Consider the following 15,636-nt stretch of genomic DNA (forward strand, 5'->3'; position numbering starts at 1 on the left):
GTCAGCCATCGCTCTCGCCGCACTCGTTATTTACTGGCTATGAGTCCTGAGCCTAGCTTGGGGCGGAAAGAGCGGAACAACAAACAACATTTCGGATCAACTTTTGTTGTTCCGACTACATCTTGTGGCTCATTTTTGCTGATCTTGTGTGCTAGAAGGTGTGACGCCGAAGTCTTGGAACTTATAGTGACTATAAATAAAGACAAAAATATCGAGAAAAGTGCACGTTTAAGCGTTGCCCCGATGATGGATTGGACGGATCGCCATTGCCGCTATCTGCATCGGCTGCTGTCGAAGGAGGTGCTGCTTTACACCGAAATGGTCACCTCACCGGCGCTGGTGCGGGGTGGGGCGATGCATTTGCTGGACTTCAATGACGAAGAGCACCCGGTTGCGCTGCAGCTGGGGGGATCTGATCCGGCGGAGCTGGCGGCTGCAGCCAAACTCTGTGAGGAGCGTGGTTATGATGAGGTGAACCTCAACTGCGGCTGCCCCTCGGATCGGGTACAATCGGGCACCTTTGGCGCTGTGCTGATGCGCTCCCCCGGTGTGGTGGCGGATTGCGTCAAGGCGATGCAGGATGCGGTCTCGGTCGAGGTCACGGTGAAATGCCGCATTGGCGTGGATGATCAGGATCCTGAGGTCGTGCTGCCGGACTTCATTGAGAAAGTTGCTGCAACCGGCTGTAAACGCATCACAATCCATGCCCGCAAGGCCTGGCTGCAGGGGCTGAGCCCAAAGGAAAACCGCGATATTCCGCCGCTTGATTACGATCTGGTGCATCGGATGAAGGCGCAGTTTCCGGATCTGCATATCTCGATCAACGGCGGCATCACCACTTTGGCTGAGGCACAGGATCATCTGGCGCGCGGCCTTGACGGGGTGATGATCGGGCGGGCGGCCTATCACCAGCCTGCCGATGTGCTGTGTCAGGCGGATCCGCTGATTTATGGCACCGGTCAGGCCACGGATCCGGTGGATGTGGTGCGCCAGATGCTGCCCTATATTGAGTTGCATGTCAGTGGCGGCGGTAAGTTGGGGCAGGTCACGCGCCATATGCTGGGGCTCTTTGCCGGCAACCCCGGCGCCCGCCAGTGGCGTCGCATCCTCTCGGAAAACGCCCATAAGCCCGGCATGGGACCGGAACTGGTCGAAGAGGCGCTGGCCGCCTTGCCTGTGGCCGCCTGACGGCAGCTGAGCCAATGTCGGGCAAAGAAAGCCGGTAAAACGTCCAGCCAAGGCATTTTTTCGCTGCGCCATTGTGGTTTTTCCGAAAACCCGGTCTAAGTCTGCGCGGGATGTGCAGCGGTGTTTTGGTACCTGTCAGAGAGGTCAACATGTGACCGCTGCGAGACGGACGGGACAGAAGAGGGGACCCCGATGCCAGAAATGGATCTGTTGTTGATGATGCTGGGGCTGTTGATGGTCATCGGTGCGCTGGCCGGCGTGCTGGCGGGCCTGTTGGGCGTCGGTGGCGGTATCGTGTTGGTGCCTGCCTATTTCTATGCATTTCAGACGCTTGGCTATGGTGGGCCTCAGTTGATGCAGATGTGTTTGGCGACCTCACTGGCGACGATCATCGTGACCTCACTGCGGTCGGTGATGAGCCACAACAAAAAAGGCGCCGTTGACTGGGAGATCCTGCGCGGCTGGGGGCCGGGCATTGTGGTCGGTGCGATCCTTGGCATGTTGGTGGCGGCCTCGCTGCGCTCCACCACTTTGCAGGGGATCTTTGGCGTGCTGGCGCTGGTGATCGGCCTCTACATGGGGTTTGGCCGTGCGGAATGGCGGCTGGGCCAGGCGATGCCCAAGGGGCTGGGGCGGGTGATCCTGTCACCTGCCATGGGTTTCCTGTCGGTGCTGATGGGCATCGGCGGGGGCAGCTTTGGCGTGCCTTTGATGAGCCTGTTCAACACGCCGATCCACCGGGCGGTGGCGACGGCTGCGGGCTTTGGCGTGATCATCGCGGTGCCCTCGGTCATCGGGTTCCTGTTGCTGCCGATTGACGCCGCACATCGCCCGCCACTGACCATCGGCGCGGTCAATCTGGTGGCCTTTGCGGTGACCATCGCCATGACGCTGATCACCACCCCCTGGGGGGTGAAACTGGCCCATGCGATGGATCCCAAACCGCTGAAACGGGTCTTTGCGCTGTTCCTGACCTTGGTGGCGCTCAACATGCTGCGCAAGGCGCTTGGCTGGTAGGCCTTACCGGTAAACAGGCCTGAAACACCTCCGTGATCGCGCCTAGGATGACGGGGGATGACGGAAAATTGTCGGCGGAATGGCAACGATTACAAGTCGTTCCGCCCTTTGTTTCCAAATAGCCCCGTCGATTTCTTTACATGTTGCAACTTTGGATGGTGTGTCCTACGCCTAAAAGTGTGAATTCTAGGGGCTGCTATTATGTTAACTCTTTATGCACTACTTGGACTTGCCGGGATTGCCGGCATTGTGACCCTCTTTGATGAGGACAGCGACGACAGCACAGACAGCGGGCCGGATTTCGTTGGCTCTGGTGAGGGCACCGAAGGCAATGACCTGATGGAGGGCACCTACGCCGCGGATGACATTCTGGGCCGGGGGGGCGATGACACCATCAATGGCGGCCAGGGCATGGATACGATCCGTGCCGGTGTCGGCCGTGATCAGGTGGACGGCGGCGAAGGCAATGATGATCTGCGCGGTGGTTCCGGCGATGACGTGATCCAGGGTGGTCTTGGCAATGACCGTCTGGAAGGCGACGAAGGCAATGACACCTTGCTGGCAGGCGACGGCTATGACTTCATGGCGGGCGCAGACGGCAATGACCTGATGTTTGGTGGCAATGGCGCCGACGTGATGGCAGGTGAAGATGGTAATGACGCGCTGCTGGGTGAAGCGGGTAATGACACGCTTTATGGTGGCGCGGGCAATGACCTGATGGACGGCGGCGCGGACATGGATACGCTTTACGGCGAAGCGGGCAATGATGCGCTGCAGGGCTATCTGGCCGTTGATTCTGCCGACACCGGGTTCCGCGACAGCGATGTGCATGACCCGGATCTGCTGGATGGCGGCGAAGGCAATGACACCCTGTTGGCTGGCAGCGGTGACACGCTGACCGGCGGTGCGGGCGCTGACATGCATGTGCTGGGCACCTGGATCGATCAGGACGTGACCATTACCGATTATGTGCGTGGTCAGGACGTGATCGTGCTGAACTACAACGCCGCCGATACCACCCCGCCTGTGATCACGCTGCAGCAGTCGGGCACCACGCCTGCCGATGCTGAGATTCTGATTGACGGTGTGGTGGCCGCAGTGGTGCAGGGCGCCCATGGCACCTTGACCGTAACCGACGTGGTGCTGACCCCGGTGGCTGACTGGATCACCGCCGCTTAAGGCCCTCACAACACAGTAGAAAAGCCGCGTCGTCCCTTCGGATGGCGCGGCTTTTTCTATTGGGGGCTCTGCTCAGGATCAGGCTTTGCGGACCCGGCCGGCACGGCCGCCGCGACGTTTCTTGAGGCGTGATTTACGCTCTGGCAGATCGGCCATGATGGCGCTGCGCAGATCCGGCGTCATGCCGGACCAGGCGCTGATTTCCTCAATGCTGCGATAACAGCCCAAACAGATCTTCTCCTCCGGGTGCATCACACAGATCTGCACACAGGGGCTCTCAATCTCATCGCGTCGCCAGACTTGGTTCATCCAGGGGCTACTCTCGTTTAGGCAGGTGCCTGTTGGGTGGGGCCTCATCCGGCCAGCTGTTCGTTCACCCCCTCAGAGGTTCCGCAGCCGGTCCAGAAACCCCTGCAGAATGAAGGAGGCGGCCACGTTGTCAATCTTTTCCGCACGTTTCGCCCGTGAGGTGTCAGCCTCCAGCAGCGCACGCTCGGCGGCCACGGTCGACAGGCGCTCATCCCAGAAGCCGATGGGCAGATCGGTCAGCTGGCTGAGGTTGCGGGCAAAAGCGCGGGTGGATTGGGCGCGTGGGCCTTCGCTGCCATCCATGTTGCGCGGCAGGCCCAGGAGGATACCGCCGACCTGCCGGTCCTTGCAGATCTCCATCAGGCGTGCCGCATCCACACCGAATTTCTTGCGCTTTACGGTTTCCACCGGCGTCGCGACAGACCGCAGCACGTCAGAGACCGCAACCCCAATGGTCTTGGTGCCCAGATCCAGCCCCATCAAAGGCTGCATCGGCGACAGCGCTGCCGCCATTTCCTGTTCGGTTTCATAAATCATTGTCGCAGTCCTGCATTTTCCGCGCCAGCCTCAATCAGCTGCAAGGCCTCTGGCACCTCGGCAAAGACGGTCAGTGCCTCCTGGTAGATCGCCTGCGCCTGTGCCATTTCACCCAGAACACCGTATGCCGAGATCAGCCGCGCCCATTCCTCCGGGGTGCCGCCATCGGTGGCCAGTCGCTCCGCCAGCCCTGCAACCATACCGCGGATCATCTCCTGACGGTCTTCTTCGCTCATCTCTTGCGCGGCGCGCACCTGATCGGCATCCGGGCCCGGCGCTGCGTCGGTGCCACCAACCGGGGGCAGCTCATATTGCACACCGGCCAGCCGCGCGACCTCCATGATCTGGCCACGGATCGGGGTGATCCAGGGCGCGTCATCCGGGCCTTCGTTCAGTAGGCGCGACCAGGTGCGGAAGGTCGCATCGGGACGGCCCACCTGGGCAAACATCAGCCCCATGTAATAGCGCGCCACGGCGTTGCTGGGATCCAGTTCCAGCGCGCGCATCAGCACACGCTCTGCCTCAGGTGAGACAAAACCACCTGCCGACAGGATCATCATGTCGGCCAGATCGGTCAGATCACCGGCACGGACCTGATCGCCCTTCAGCTCCACCACTTTGGCCTGCGCCTGATGCGCCGCCACGAAATTGCCAAGCGCCGCCTCATTGCGCGCCAGCAGCTGTTGGCCCTGCAGTTCATCCGGGCGCTCCGCCACGGCGGCGCGCAGTTTGGTCATCAGCTCCTGATATTCCGGGCTGACATCGCCCATCGCGGGCGAGGGGGGCAGACGCCCCTCAACCTCGGCCTGGCTGGGGCGGTTTTTGCGGGCCTCATCGGCCAGCGTCAGCCGCGCCTCCAACCCCTGATCGGGATAGCCCGGCGCGCCCATGTCATTGTAAAGCCACAGCGCACCGCCAACCAGAAACAGGGTGCAGATCACCGCCAGCGCCTTGCCCGCTAGCGCTGGCTGTCCACCGGTTTCGCCGCCTTCACGCAACTGCGCATCCGCCGCCAGAATACGGCGTGAGATTTCGGCCTTGGTCCGTTCGCCATCTTCTGCGCTGACCACACCGCGGGCCAAATCCCGGTCCACCTCTTTCAGCTGGGCGCGATAGACCCGCAGATCAAAGGCCGCTGGTGGCTCATCGCCCACCCGTCCGCGCAGCAGCGCCAAACCCATCAGCCCTGACACAGCAAGGGCAAGTACGGTGATGATGATCCAGAATGTCATGTGGCCTCCAGCTACAGTTGTGACAGATGTAAACCGCCACCCCGTTAGGAAAAACCCCAAAGTGCCGCGAAATCGGGCAGGGGGCGCTCTTGTCGCAACTGTGATCGGCGGCAAAATCCCCTGAAATGCCCGCTGCGGCAGCGCCATGTCGCAACCAGACGGAAATATGACGCTTGGAAACGGGGGCAGATGTCGCAATCCGGTCAAACAGGAACAAGACCTCAATCCCCGGATTCGACGTGAAAGACGCCCCATGAAACGATATTCCGCCTTTGCCATTGCCCGCGAAGCAGCCCGGTATCACACCGGCTGGGAACGCGCCTGGGCTTCACCCAAGCCGAAAAAGAAATACGATGTGATTATCGTTGGTGCCGGTGGCCACGGCCTTGCAACCGCTTATTATCTTGGCAAAAACTTCGGCATCACCAATGTGGCTGTGCTGGAAAAGGGCTGGCTGGGCGGCGGCAACACAGGCCGCAACACCACGATCATCCGCTCTAACTACCTGCAGGATGCATCGGCGGCGATCTACGAAAAGGCGCGCTCTCTTTATGAGACGATGAGCCAGGATCTGAACTACAACGTGATGTTCAGCCCCCGTGGCGTGATCATGCTGGCGCAAACAGAACATGAGGTGCGCGGCTACCAGCGCACGGCCCATGCCAATGCGCTGCAGGGCGTCAAGACCGAGTTCATTGGTCCTGAGCGCGTCAAGGAGCTGGTGCCGATCATCAACATCGATGGTCCGCGCTACCCGGTTCTGGGCGGCCTCTGGCAGGAACGCGGCGGCACCGCGCGTCACGATGCGGTGGCTTGGGGCTATGCCCGCGCCTGTTCACAGATGGGCATGGACATCATCCAGAAATGCGAAGTGACCGGTGTGCGCTCCGAAGGGGGCAAGGTGGTTGGCGTTGACACCACCCAAGGCGCGATCGACTGTGACAAGCTGGGCATGGTGGTTGCGGGCCATTCGGGCGTGCTGGCCGAAATGGCCGGGTTCCGTCTGCCAATTGAATCGCTGTCGCTGCAGGCGCTGGTCTCAGAACCGATCAAACCCTGCATGGACGTGGTGGTCATGGCCAACACCGTGCATGGCTACATGAGCCAGTCAGACAAGGGCGAAATGGTCATCGGGGGCGGCACCGACGGCTATAACAACTACACCCAGCGCGGCTCCTACCACCATATCGAGGAAACCGTGCGGGCGCTGGTGGAAACCTTCCCGATGATCTCGCGCCTGAAAATGCTGCGCCAATGGGGTGGCATCGTGGATATGACCGGTGACCGCTCGCCGATCCTGTCGAAAGCCCCGGTAGATGGCATCTTCGTCAACTGCGGCTGGGGCACCGGTGGCTTCAAGGCGATCCCCGGCTCCGGCTGGGCCATGGCGGAACTGATGGCCAAAGGCCACTCGCCCCTGACCGAGGAATTCGGCCTCAACCGCTTCTCCGAAGGCCGCTTCATCGACGAAAGCGTCGCGGCCGGCGTCGCCCACTAAGAAGGAACCTCACGATATGCTCATCCTTCACTGCCCCTATTGCGGCGTTGACGCCGAAGAAACCGAACTGCACGCCGGTGGCGAGGCGCATCTGAAACGCTTCGGTCCCGGCTCTTCGGATGAAGAGTTCGAAGGCTACCTGTTCCACCGCGAAAACCCCAAAGGCGTGCATTTCGAACGCTGGCGCCATGTGAACGGCTGCGGCAAGTGGTTCCACGCCGCCCGCTGCACCAATACGCTTGAGGTTTTTGGCACCTACAGCGCGCAGGTCTTTGAACCGCCGCAGGAACTGCAGGATAAAATCAGCGCCAAACGCCCCGGCTGGGAGTGGCGCGATCTGAAAGGCAGTGACCAATGACCTTTCATCTTGCCAAAAATACTCAATTCCCCGCCCTGCAACCGGGCAAGGAGGCTTAAGACATGAGCACACGTCTCTCCACAGGCGGCCGCCTTCTCAACAAGGACAAACAGGTCCGCTTTGCCTTTAACGGCAAGCAGTTCCACGGCTTCGAAGGCGACACGCTGGCCTCAGCCCTTTTGGCCAATGACCAGATGCTGGTGGGCCGCTCGTTCAAATACCACCGTCCGCGCGGCATCGTCGCCTCGGGCGCGGAAGAGCCGAACGCGCTGGTGGGCTTGGGCCTTGGCGCCAAGTTCGAACCGAACCAGCGCGCCACCACGACCGAGCTGTTTGACGGCCTGAACTGTTCCTCGCAGAACCACTGGCCCAGCCTGGAATTTGACATCGGCGCGGTAAACAACAAGTTGGCGCGGTTCTTCCCGGCTGGTTTCTATTACAAGACCTTCATGGCGCCGCGGGCGGCGTGGAAACACGTCTTTGAACCCATCGTGCGTCAGTCCGCCGGTCTGGGCCGGGTGCCGAAAGACCGTGATGCCGATCGCTATGAGCATTTCTATGCCTTCTTCGACGTTGCCGTGATCGGCGGCGGTGTGGCGGGGCTGCAGGCCGCCTTGGCTGCGGCAGAGGCCGGCGCCAAGGTTCTGTTGATGGAACAGACCGCCCATTGGGGTGGCCGCGCGCCAGTGGATGGCGGCACCGTTGAAGGTGAGAAGGTTGATGACTTCATCGACGCCACAGTTGCCAAACTGCAGGCGATGGAAAACGTCACGCTCCGCACCCGTATGATGGGGGCAGGGGTCTATGACCACGGCTACCTGACGGGCTATGAACGTCTGACGGATCACACGCCGGATCAGGACGGCCCGCGGCATCGCCTGTGGCGCATCCGCGCCAGCCAGATCGTTACCGCCACCGGCGCCATCGAACGCCCCTTGAGCTTTGCGGGCAACGACATCCCCGGCGTTATGCTGGCCGGTGCCATGCGTGACTACATCGTCAACTACGGTGTCTCCTCCGGGGATCGTGTGGTTGTGGTCACCAACAACGATGACGCCTATCGCACCGCTTTCACGCTGAAACGTCACGGGCTTGAGGTGCCGGTCATTCTGGATGCCCGCCCCGAAGGCGGCGGCAAGCTGGCCGAACTGGCCCGCGAACAGGGTTTCCGCGTCGAAAACGGCAAGGCGATCAGCAAGGTCAAAGGCGGCAAACGTGTCACCGGCGTTGCGATCTGCACGCAAGCTGGCGAAGGCGCGGTGCTGGAGGAAATCACCTGTGACGCCGTGGCCATGTCCGGCGGCTGGTCGCCGGTGGTGCACCTGTGGTCCCATTGCGGTGGCAAGCTGACATGGGATGAGGCTCAGGCCCATTTCCGCCCCGATCCCAACCGTCCCCCATTGGGCGCCGAAGGGCAGGGGTTCGTCAAAGTGGCCGGTGCCGCCAACGGTGAATTTGACCTTGGCGCCATTCTGAAAGACGCCACTGAGGCAGGCCTCAGCGCCGTGACCGCGGCTGGCCTCAAACCTAAATCCAAAGCCGAAGCCCCCGCAGGCGAAACCCTGGCCGAGGCCAACCCCGCCGCTGTCTGGCTGATGCCACAGGGCGCCGGTCCGGCGCTGCGGATGAAGGCCTTCCTGGATTACCAGAACGACGTGAAGGTCTCTGACGTCATGCTGGCGGCGCAGGAAGGCTATGAAAGCGTTGAACACACCAAGCGTTACACCACGCTGGGCATGGCAACCGATCAGGGGAAATTGTCAAATATCAACGGCTTGGCCACCCTTGCGCATTCGCTGAACGTGGACATTCCGCAGGTCGGAACCACCACCTTCCGCCCGCCCTATACCCCGATCTCAATGGGGGCCATTGCGGGTGAAGCGCGTGCGGAAACCTTCCAGCCGCTGCGCCGCACCCCGATGCACGACTGGCACGAAGAACAGAACGCCTTCTTTGAACCGGTGGGTCATTGGCGGCGCCCCTACTGCTACCCACGTCAGGGCGAAAGCCATGCCGAGGCGGTCAGCCGGGAAATCAACCAGACCCGCGCCGCGCTGGGGCTTTTGGATGCCTCGACCCTGGGCAAGATCATCGTCAAAGGCCCCGATGCGGGCAGGTTCCTCGACATGATGTACACCAACATGATGTCGACGCTGAAACCGGGCAAATGCCGCTACGGTTTGATGTGTAACGAAAACGGCTTCCTGATTGATGACGGGGTTGTGGCCCGCATTGATGAGGACACCTTCCTCTGCCACACCACCACCGGCGGGGCCGATCGCATCCACGGTCACATGGAAGAATGGCTGCAAACCGAATGGTGGGATTGGAAGGTCTACACCGCCAATGTGACCGAGCAATATGCTCAGATCGCCGTGGTGGGTCCGAAGGCCCGTGAGGTGCTGGAAAAATTGGGTGGCATGGAAGTCTCCAAAGACGGTCTGAAGTTCATGGAATGGGCCGATGGCGAATTGGCGGGCATCCCGGTGCGGGCGTACCGGATCTCCTTCTCAGGCGAATTGTCTTATGAAATTGCGGTGCCTGCTTCGCTGGGCCGCGCGCTCTGGGACAAGCTGCTGGAGGCGGGCGCAGAGTTCAACGTCATGCCCTACGGCACTGAGGCGCTGCACGTGATGCGGGCCGAAAAAGGCTTCATCATGATCGGGGACGAAACCGACGGCACCGTGATCCCGCAGGATCTGGGGCTGAACTGGGCGATCTCGAAGAAGAAAGAGGACTTCCTTGGCAAACGCGCCCAGCTGCGCAGCCATATGGCCGATCCGAACCGCTGGAAACTGGTGGGTCTGGAAACGCTCGATGGCGCGGTGCTGCCCGATGGCGCCTATGTGCCCGCCAGCGGCAACAATGCCAACGGCCAGCGCAACACCCAGGGCCGCGTGACCTCGACCTATCACTCGCCAACACTGGGCAAAGGCATCGCTATGGCGCTGGTTCACAACGGGCCGGATCGCATGGGCGAGGTGCTGGAAATCCCTGGCACCGATGGCACAATCTACAAGGCGCGGATCTGCGATCCGGTCTTCTACGACAAGGACGGGGAGAAGCAGAATGTCTGAGGCCCTGCTGAAAACCGCGCTCTCGGGCGCATCATCTGACGGCTTTGTGCGGGTTGAGGAACTTGGCCCGCAGGGCATGATCACCCTGCGCGGGGATTTCGACAGCGCAGGCTTTGCCGCTGCGGTGAAAAAGGCCGTGGGCCTGGCACTGCCGAAACAGCGCAAGATCTCCACCGGCAAAGGCGGCTCAGTTGCCTGGATGTCGCCGGATGAACTGCTGGTCCTGGTCGATTACGATCAGGTCGGCGCCACGGTGGCAAAGCTGAACGCCGCACTGGAAGGTGAACATGCGCTGGTTGCGGATGTGTCCGATGCCCGCGCCTTCTTCCGCCTTTCCGGCGCGGATGGGGCGGTGCGCGACGTGATGGCGAAACTGGCACCGGTCGATTTCAGCCCCGCCGCCTTTGGCAAGGGCGACATCCGCCGTTCCCGCCTGGCGCAGGTGGCCGGTGCCTTCTGGACCCCGGAAGAGGGTGTGATGCAGGTGATCTGTTTCCGCTCCGTGGCGCAATACACCTTCGATCTGCTGAGCGTTTCAGCAGAAACAGGGGGTGAGGTCGGCCACTTCGGCTAAACGCCCTCCGCCACCACTATAGCACCCAAGCCCTGCCTGCGTGAGATCCACTCACACCTTACAGGCAGGGTTTTTTGCGGCGTACCCCTGCTGGCGCTTTTTCCCTTTTATCGTTCCTGAAATACTCCGGGGGAATTGGCCGGCAGGCCAAGGGGGCAGCGCCCCAAAGCGCGTTTGATCGTAGGGGGCAGCCATTGTTTCGCCAGCGCTCAGAGATTGTGCGGAAAAACCTGACCCAAACGCTTGACCTTTCGGCGTGAGTTGTCACATCTAGGGCCAACGGAAACTTGCAAAAAGAACAGGGAGCATCCCCATGGCATTTGAACTTCCCGACCTTCCCTACGCGCACGACGCTCTGGCCGATCTGGGCATGTCTGCAGAGACGATGGAATACCACCACGACCTGCACCACAACGCCTATGTTGTGAACGGCAACAAGCTGATCGAAGGCACCGAGTGGGCGGATAAATCCCTGGAAGAGATCATTGTTGGCACCTATGACGCCAATGCAGTTGCCCAGAACGGCATCTTCAACAACATCTCGCAGCTGTGGAACCACAACCAGTTCTGGGAAATGATGGGCCCGAACGGCAACGCCATGCCGGGTGAGCTGGAAAAAGCCATCGTTGAAAGCTTTGGTTCGGTTGACGCCTTCAAATCCGAATTTGCTGCTGCTGGCGCTGGCCAGTTCGGCTCGGGCTGGGCCTGGCTGGTGAAAGACAAAGACGGTTCGCTGAAAGTGACCAAGACCGAAAACGGTGTGAACCCGCTGTGCTTCGGCCAGACCGCGCTGCTGGGCTGCGACGTGTGGGAACATTCCTACTACATCGACTTCCGCAACAAGCGCCCGGCTTACCTGGATAACTTCCTGAACAAGCTGGTGAACTGGGAAAACGTTGCATCGCGTCTGGGCTAAGCCTTAATCGTTGCATCTGAGTTTGAGCGCCCTGCCTTTGGTGGGGCGCTTTTCTTTTGTGAGGTGGCGGAATGGGGGCAGGGCAGCGTATCGGTGGGGTCCAAGTGTGATCCGCTGTGACCCGTGAAATTGTATCCAATCCGGTCGATTTCGCTTGCACAACAGTTGATCAAATCAGAATGTCTGCGGGCGAAGGAGAGCCCTCAGATGACCGCCAATCCCCAAGACACTGCCACCGACAACTCTGCCGCAAAACTGGGCGTTCTGGCGCTGGTGTCGGCCTGTGTGGTCTGGGGCCTGTCGGGGCTGTTTTACAAGCTGCTGTCGCATCTGCCGCCCTTGCAGGTGCTCAGCCACCGGACGCTGTGGTCTTGTGTGTTTTTTGCCCTTGTCCTGCTGGTGCAGGGCCGTCTGCATTTGGTGGGCGGGGTTCTGCGTCAGCCGCGTCAAACCCTTACGTTGCTGGTGGCAGCGCTGATGATCGGTGCCAATTGGTTCATGTTCATCCTGTCTATTCAGGTTGGCAAAGCCACCGAAGCATCCTTGGGCTATTACATCTTCCCGCTGGTCTCGGTCCTGATGGGGGTGGTGTTTTTCCGCGAACGTCTGGGGCGGTTGCAATGGGGGGCGGTGGCGCTGGCGGTTCTGGCTGTCTCGATCCTGGCCTGGGGCTTGGGCGTTGCGCCCTGGGTGTCGCTGCTGATCGCGGTGACCTTCGGCCTTTACGGTGTGATCAAAAAGAAGCTGACGCTGGGCCCGGTCGTCTCGGTTACGGTTGAGGTTTTGCTGCTCAGCCCGGTGGCGCTGATCATTCTGTGGCAGGTCTGGGCCGGGGGCGGGTCGGTCTGGGGCAATGGGGCGCGGGACATCGCATTGCTGATGATCTCAGGTCCGCTGACCGCAACACCGCTGATCCTGTTTTCCTTTGCCACCAAGCGCGTTCAACTGGCGACGGTGGGGCTGGTGCAATATCTGAACCCAACGCTGCAGTTTCTGGTGGCCACACTGGTCTTTGCCGAACCCTTTGGGCCGTGGCACGCCATTGCCTTCCCGATCATCTGGGCGGCGCTGGCGCTTTACAGCGGGGCGAGCCTTTGGCAGGCCCGCCGCACTGGCGGGTAATCTCTGGCTGAGTGTGCCTCAGGCGGGCAGGGCGCTTTTTAGTCCTACTACCAGCTCCTCTGGGGTGGCGACCGTGCGGATCAGTTCCCGCAGGGACTGGCTGGCAAACCCCTGCGCGATCACATGATCGATCAGCGCCACAAGAGGGTCCCAGAACCCATTGGTGTTCAAAAGGAAAATAGGTTTCTGGTGCAGCTGCAACTGGCGCCATGTCAGCACTTCAAAGAACTCATCCAATGAACCTGCACCACCGGGCAGAACCACAATTGCATCGCAGTTCATGAACATGACTTTTTTGCGCTCATGCATATTTTCGGTGATCACAAAGCTCGACAGATCGGTCTTGCCGACCTCTGCTTTCATCAAGTGGGTGGGGATCACGCCGAAGGTTTCGCCGCCCGCGGTCTGGGCCGCACGGGCCACTGTGCCCATCAGGCCGACATCACCAGCGCCATAAACCAGCCGCCAGTTGTTATGCGCTAACGCATGGCCCACTTCTTCGGCAGCGGCGCTATAGGCCGTGTCATTCCCGGGACGGGAGCCACAAAAGACGCAAACGGAAGGGGTAATCATCTTGATTTTCCTATGACAATCGTGCTTGTGACCTCTGATACCCTTGTTCAAGGGGCTGCTCAACTGCTCTGATCTGCTGATTTCCACGTCAGAGCGGCGGGCTTGGGGGAAGGAAAAAGATGACCAAAGAAACCGGGGCGGCCGCGGGCCAACCACTCATTCTGTACGGTGCCGGGGCGGCTGTGGCTCTGGTGGCGGCGCTTTTTGGCTTGGGCGTATTTGACCGCGAAGACCCTGCCAATGTCACTGAGGAACCGGCGACGGCGACGCCAGTAGAAACCGCGCCTATTGAGACCACACCGGTGGAAACTGCGGATGCGGCTGAAACGCCGGCGCAGTCTGAGCCTGCGGAAACGCCGGAACCCGCACCTGAGCCAGCGCCAGAACCCGCAACGGAGACGACAGAGGCGGCAGAGGCCACGCCTGAAGAACCCACACCCGAAGCTGCGCCCGTCCTGCCAGACGCCCCCAGCTTTGACGTGGTCCGGATTGAGGCCGATGGCACCACATTGGTTGCCGGTCAGGCCGTCAGCGGCAGCGACGTGGATATTCTGTTGAATGAAGTGGTGATCCACACGGCCCAGCCCGGGTCTGATGGAAAATTCGCCGCCTTCCTGTCTATCGAAACCTCGGATCAGCCGCGTGTGATGGCGCTGCTGCTGCGTCTTGGCGATGTCTCCGTGCGCTCAACCGATCAGGTGATCATCGCACCGGCGCCAACCGTTGTGGCTGAGGCCGCAGAGGTGGCAACGCCTGAGACCGCTGTTGAAACTGCTGAGGCAGCCACGGCTGAAGTGACAACGGCTGAGACCCCGGCAGAGGCGGCACCAGAGGTCGCGCAGGAAGCCCCGGAAACCCCAGTTGTGACATCGGTTGAGACCCCTGCGGAGGCTGCGGCGGTCGAAACGGCGGAGGCTGCGGAAGCGGTCACCGAAACCCCGGCAGAGCCTGTGGCAACCCCGGACACCCCGGTTGAGACCGCAGCGGTGGAGGTCACGCCAGAACCTGCGCCTGAAACTCCTGCTGAGGCTCCGACTGAAGTACCCGCAGAACCTGCCGCTGATGCTGTCGCTCAGACCCCGGCGGTCACCCCTGCGCCGGAACCCGAAACCACCGTTGTGGCTGAGGCTCAGGTTGCCCCGGAAGAAAGCGCAGAAGCCCAGACACCGGCCACCGAAAGCGCGGCACCTACAGCATCTGAGACCCCCGCCAGCGCCGAAACCCCGGCAGCCGACGCCGAACCTCAGCCCGCCCCGCAACCCGTTGCGGAAGATGCCGAACCCGCAGCCCCCGTGGTGATCATCGCGGGTGATGATGGCGTCAAAGTGGTGCAGCCCGCAGCTGCGGCTGAGGCCAGCGCCTTGGTTCTGGATGCCATCAGCTACAGCGAAACGGGTGCGGTGGAACTGACCGGCCGTGGCGCCGCTAGCGCCTTCCTGCGCGTCTACCTCAGCAACGCTGCTGTGGGGGAGGGCCGTGTTGGTGACAGTGGTAGCTGGACGCTGGTGCTCAATGACATTGCACCGGGCATCTACACCCTGCGTGTGGATCAGCTGGACGGTGAGGGCAAAGTGACCTCACGTGTAGAAACCCCGTTCAAACGCGAGGCCGAGGAAACCATCGTCGCCGCCAATACCGACAGCGGCGCTCAGCCAACAGCGGCCGATCCCGATGCCAGCCCCAGCGTGCCGCCGGTGCGTGTGGTGACGGTGCAGCCGGGCAATACGCTCTGGGCGATTGCGCGTGACGCTTACGGGGACGGGATCCTGTATGTGCGGGTCTTTGAGGCCAACCGTGGCCTGATCCGGGATCCGGACTTGATTTATCCGGGCCAGATCTTCACCGTGCCGGAATAAGCGCCAGCTTGGTCTGACAAACGATGGCCCGCAACGGCCCGAAAACCTAAGAGCCGTCCCATTGGGGCGGCTCTTCCTCTGTTTGGGGAACCGCAAAAACAGCGAACTTAGCCCCACTGGCGTATGGTTTTTGTCGGGTATGCGTCGATGAAGCCCCCGCTGCGCATCTGTGCAGGGCAAAGAAAAGGCCCCTCTACTGG

Annotated in this window: 14 protein-coding genes; 10 read left to right on the forward strand and 4 right to left on the reverse strand. The window is 61.2% G+C overall.

The features are described from left to right. Window positions 1-192: 192 nt before the first annotated feature. From dusA to TL5118_RS06060, 3 genes are all read left to right on the forward strand, one after another. Complete coding sequence (dusA, locus tag TL5118_RS06050; RefSeq protein WP_370701672.1) at window positions 193-1,188, forward strand: tRNA dihydrouridine(20/20a) synthase DusA; 996 nt, start codon at window positions 193-195, stop codon at window positions 1,186-1,188. A 192-nt stretch (window positions 1,189-1,380) separates the two neighbouring features. Continuing rightward, window positions 1,381-2,205 (forward strand): sulfite exporter TauE/SafE family protein, encoded by an 825-nt coding sequence (locus TL5118_RS06055; protein ID WP_058241782.1) that lies wholly within the window; start codon window positions 1,381-1,383, stop codon window positions 2,203-2,205. Window positions 2,206-2,406: 201 nt separating this feature from the next. After that, on the forward strand, window positions 2,407-3,384 hold the full coding sequence (locus tag TL5118_RS06060; RefSeq protein WP_058241783.1) for a calcium-binding protein: 978 nt from the start codon (window positions 2,407-2,409) through the stop codon (window positions 3,382-3,384). Window positions 3,385-3,462: 78 nt separating this feature from the next. Here TL5118_RS06060 and TL5118_RS06065 read toward each other — a convergent pair whose 3' ends face one another. From TL5118_RS06065 to ccmI, 3 genes are all read right to left on the reverse strand, one after another. Next, a complete protein-coding gene (locus TL5118_RS06065; protein ID WP_058241784.1) occupies window positions 3,463-3,693 on the reverse strand; it encodes a DUF1289 domain-containing protein in 231 nt (76 codons plus the stop codon). A 72-nt stretch (window positions 3,694-3,765) separates the two neighbouring features. Further along, window positions 3,766-4,230 carry a Holliday junction resolvase RuvX gene (gene ruvX / locus TL5118_RS06070; RefSeq protein WP_058241785.1) on the reverse strand — a complete coding sequence of 155 codons (465 nt, stop codon included), beginning with the start codon at window positions 4,228-4,230 and terminating at the stop codon, window positions 3,766-3,768. Next, complete coding sequence (gene ccmI / locus TL5118_RS06075; protein ID WP_058241786.1) at window positions 4,227-5,462, reverse strand: c-type cytochrome biogenesis protein CcmI; 1,236 nt, start codon at window positions 5,460-5,462, stop codon at window positions 4,227-4,229. The genes ruvX and ccmI overlap by 4 nt, the downstream gene beginning before the upstream one ends. A 253-nt stretch (window positions 5,463-5,715) precedes the next feature. Between ccmI and TL5118_RS06080 the strand changes: the two genes are divergently transcribed. From TL5118_RS06080 to rarD, 6 genes are all read left to right on the forward strand, one after another. After that, window positions 5,716-6,960: a sarcosine oxidase subunit beta family protein gene (locus TL5118_RS06080; RefSeq protein WP_058241787.1), complete on the forward strand. Its 1,245-nt coding sequence runs from the start codon at window positions 5,716-5,718 to the stop codon at window positions 6,958-6,960. 16 nt (window positions 6,961-6,976) lie between these two features. Beyond that, entirely contained in the window at window positions 6,977-7,318 is a 342-nt protein-coding gene (locus TL5118_RS06085) for a sarcosine oxidase subunit delta (RefSeq protein ID WP_058241788.1), read from the forward strand. 62 nt (window positions 7,319-7,380) lie between these two features. Continuing rightward, window positions 7,381-10,395, forward strand: a complete 3,015-nt coding sequence (locus TL5118_RS06090; RefSeq protein WP_058241789.1) for a sarcosine oxidase subunit alpha family protein — start codon at window positions 7,381-7,383, stop codon at window positions 10,393-10,395. Then, window positions 10,388-10,969 carry a sarcosine oxidase subunit gamma gene (locus TL5118_RS06095; protein ID WP_058241790.1) on the forward strand — a complete coding sequence of 194 codons (582 nt, stop codon included), beginning with the start codon at window positions 10,388-10,390 and terminating at the stop codon, window positions 10,967-10,969. Before TL5118_RS06090 ends, TL5118_RS06095 begins: the two co-directional genes overlap by 8 nt. A 313-nt stretch (window positions 10,970-11,282) precedes the next feature. After that, entirely contained in the window at window positions 11,283-11,885 is a 603-nt protein-coding gene (locus TL5118_RS06100; RefSeq protein ID WP_058241791.1) for a superoxide dismutase, read from the forward strand. Between the two features lie 207 nt (window positions 11,886-12,092). After that, the gene (gene rarD, locus TL5118_RS06105; protein WP_058241792.1) at window positions 12,093-13,007 is read left to right on the forward strand and encodes an EamA family transporter RarD; all 915 of its coding nucleotides are present in this window, start codon (window positions 12,093-12,095) and stop codon (window positions 13,005-13,007) included. 18 nt (window positions 13,008-13,025) lie between these two features. On the opposite strand, the gene TL5118_RS06110 is transcribed toward rarD, so the two are convergent. Beyond that, window positions 13,026-13,580 carry an LOG family protein gene (locus TL5118_RS06110; RefSeq protein ID WP_058241793.1) on the reverse strand — a complete coding sequence of 185 codons (555 nt, stop codon included), beginning with the start codon at window positions 13,578-13,580 and terminating at the stop codon, window positions 13,026-13,028. Between the two features lie 119 nt (window positions 13,581-13,699). Here TL5118_RS06110 and TL5118_RS06115 point away from each other — a divergent pair, with 119 nt between their 5' ends. Continuing rightward, window positions 13,700-15,436, forward strand: coding sequence for a LysM peptidoglycan-binding domain-containing protein (locus tag TL5118_RS06115; protein ID WP_058241794.1), 1,737 nt, complete (start codon window positions 13,700-13,702; stop codon window positions 15,434-15,436). Window positions 15,437-15,636: the final 200 nt, after the last annotated feature.

This window comes from Thalassovita autumnalis, from assembly GCF_001458255.1.
GTDB classification, from domain to species: Bacteria; Pseudomonadota; Alphaproteobacteria; order Rhodobacterales; family Rhodobacteraceae; genus Thalassobius; species Thalassobius autumnalis.

Coding starts and splice junctions, on each gene's coding strand:
- TL5118_RS06055 (WP_058241782.1), top strand. CDS start 1,381: ATGCCAGAAATGGATCTGTTGTTGATGATGCTGGGGCTGTTGATGGTC.
- TL5118_RS06060 (WP_058241783.1), top strand. CDS start 2,407: ATGTTAACTCTTTATGCACTACTTGGACTTGCCGGGATTGCCGGCATT.
- TL5118_RS06065 (WP_058241784.1), bottom strand. CDS start 3,693: ATGAACCAAGTCTGGCGACGCGATGAGATTGAGAGCCCCTGTGTGCAG.
- ruvX (WP_058241785.1), bottom strand. CDS start 4,230: ATGATTTATGAAACCGAACAGGAAATGGCGGCAGCGCTGTCGCCGATG.
- ccmI (WP_058241786.1), bottom strand. CDS start 5,462: ATGACATTCTGGATCATCATCACCGTACTTGCCCTTGCTGTGTCAGGG.
- TL5118_RS06080 (WP_058241787.1), top strand. CDS start 5,716: ATGAAACGATATTCCGCCTTTGCCATTGCCCGCGAAGCAGCCCGGTAT.
- TL5118_RS06085 (WP_058241788.1), top strand. CDS start 6,977: ATGCTCATCCTTCACTGCCCCTATTGCGGCGTTGACGCCGAAGAAACC.
- TL5118_RS06090 (WP_058241789.1), top strand. CDS start 7,381: ATGAGCACACGTCTCTCCACAGGCGGCCGCCTTCTCAACAAGGACAAA.
- TL5118_RS06095 (WP_058241790.1), top strand. CDS start 10,388: ATGTCTGAGGCCCTGCTGAAAACCGCGCTCTCGGGCGCATCATCTGAC.
- TL5118_RS06100 (WP_058241791.1), top strand. CDS start 11,283: ATGGCATTTGAACTTCCCGACCTTCCCTACGCGCACGACGCTCTGGCC.
- rarD (WP_058241792.1), top strand. CDS start 12,093: ATGACCGCCAATCCCCAAGACACTGCCACCGACAACTCTGCCGCAAAA.
- TL5118_RS06110 (WP_058241793.1), bottom strand. CDS start 13,580: ATGATTACCCCTTCCGTTTGCGTCTTTTGTGGCTCCCGTCCCGGGAAT.
- TL5118_RS06115 (WP_058241794.1), top strand. CDS start 13,700: ATGACCAAAGAAACCGGGGCGGCCGCGGGCCAACCACTCATTCTGTAC.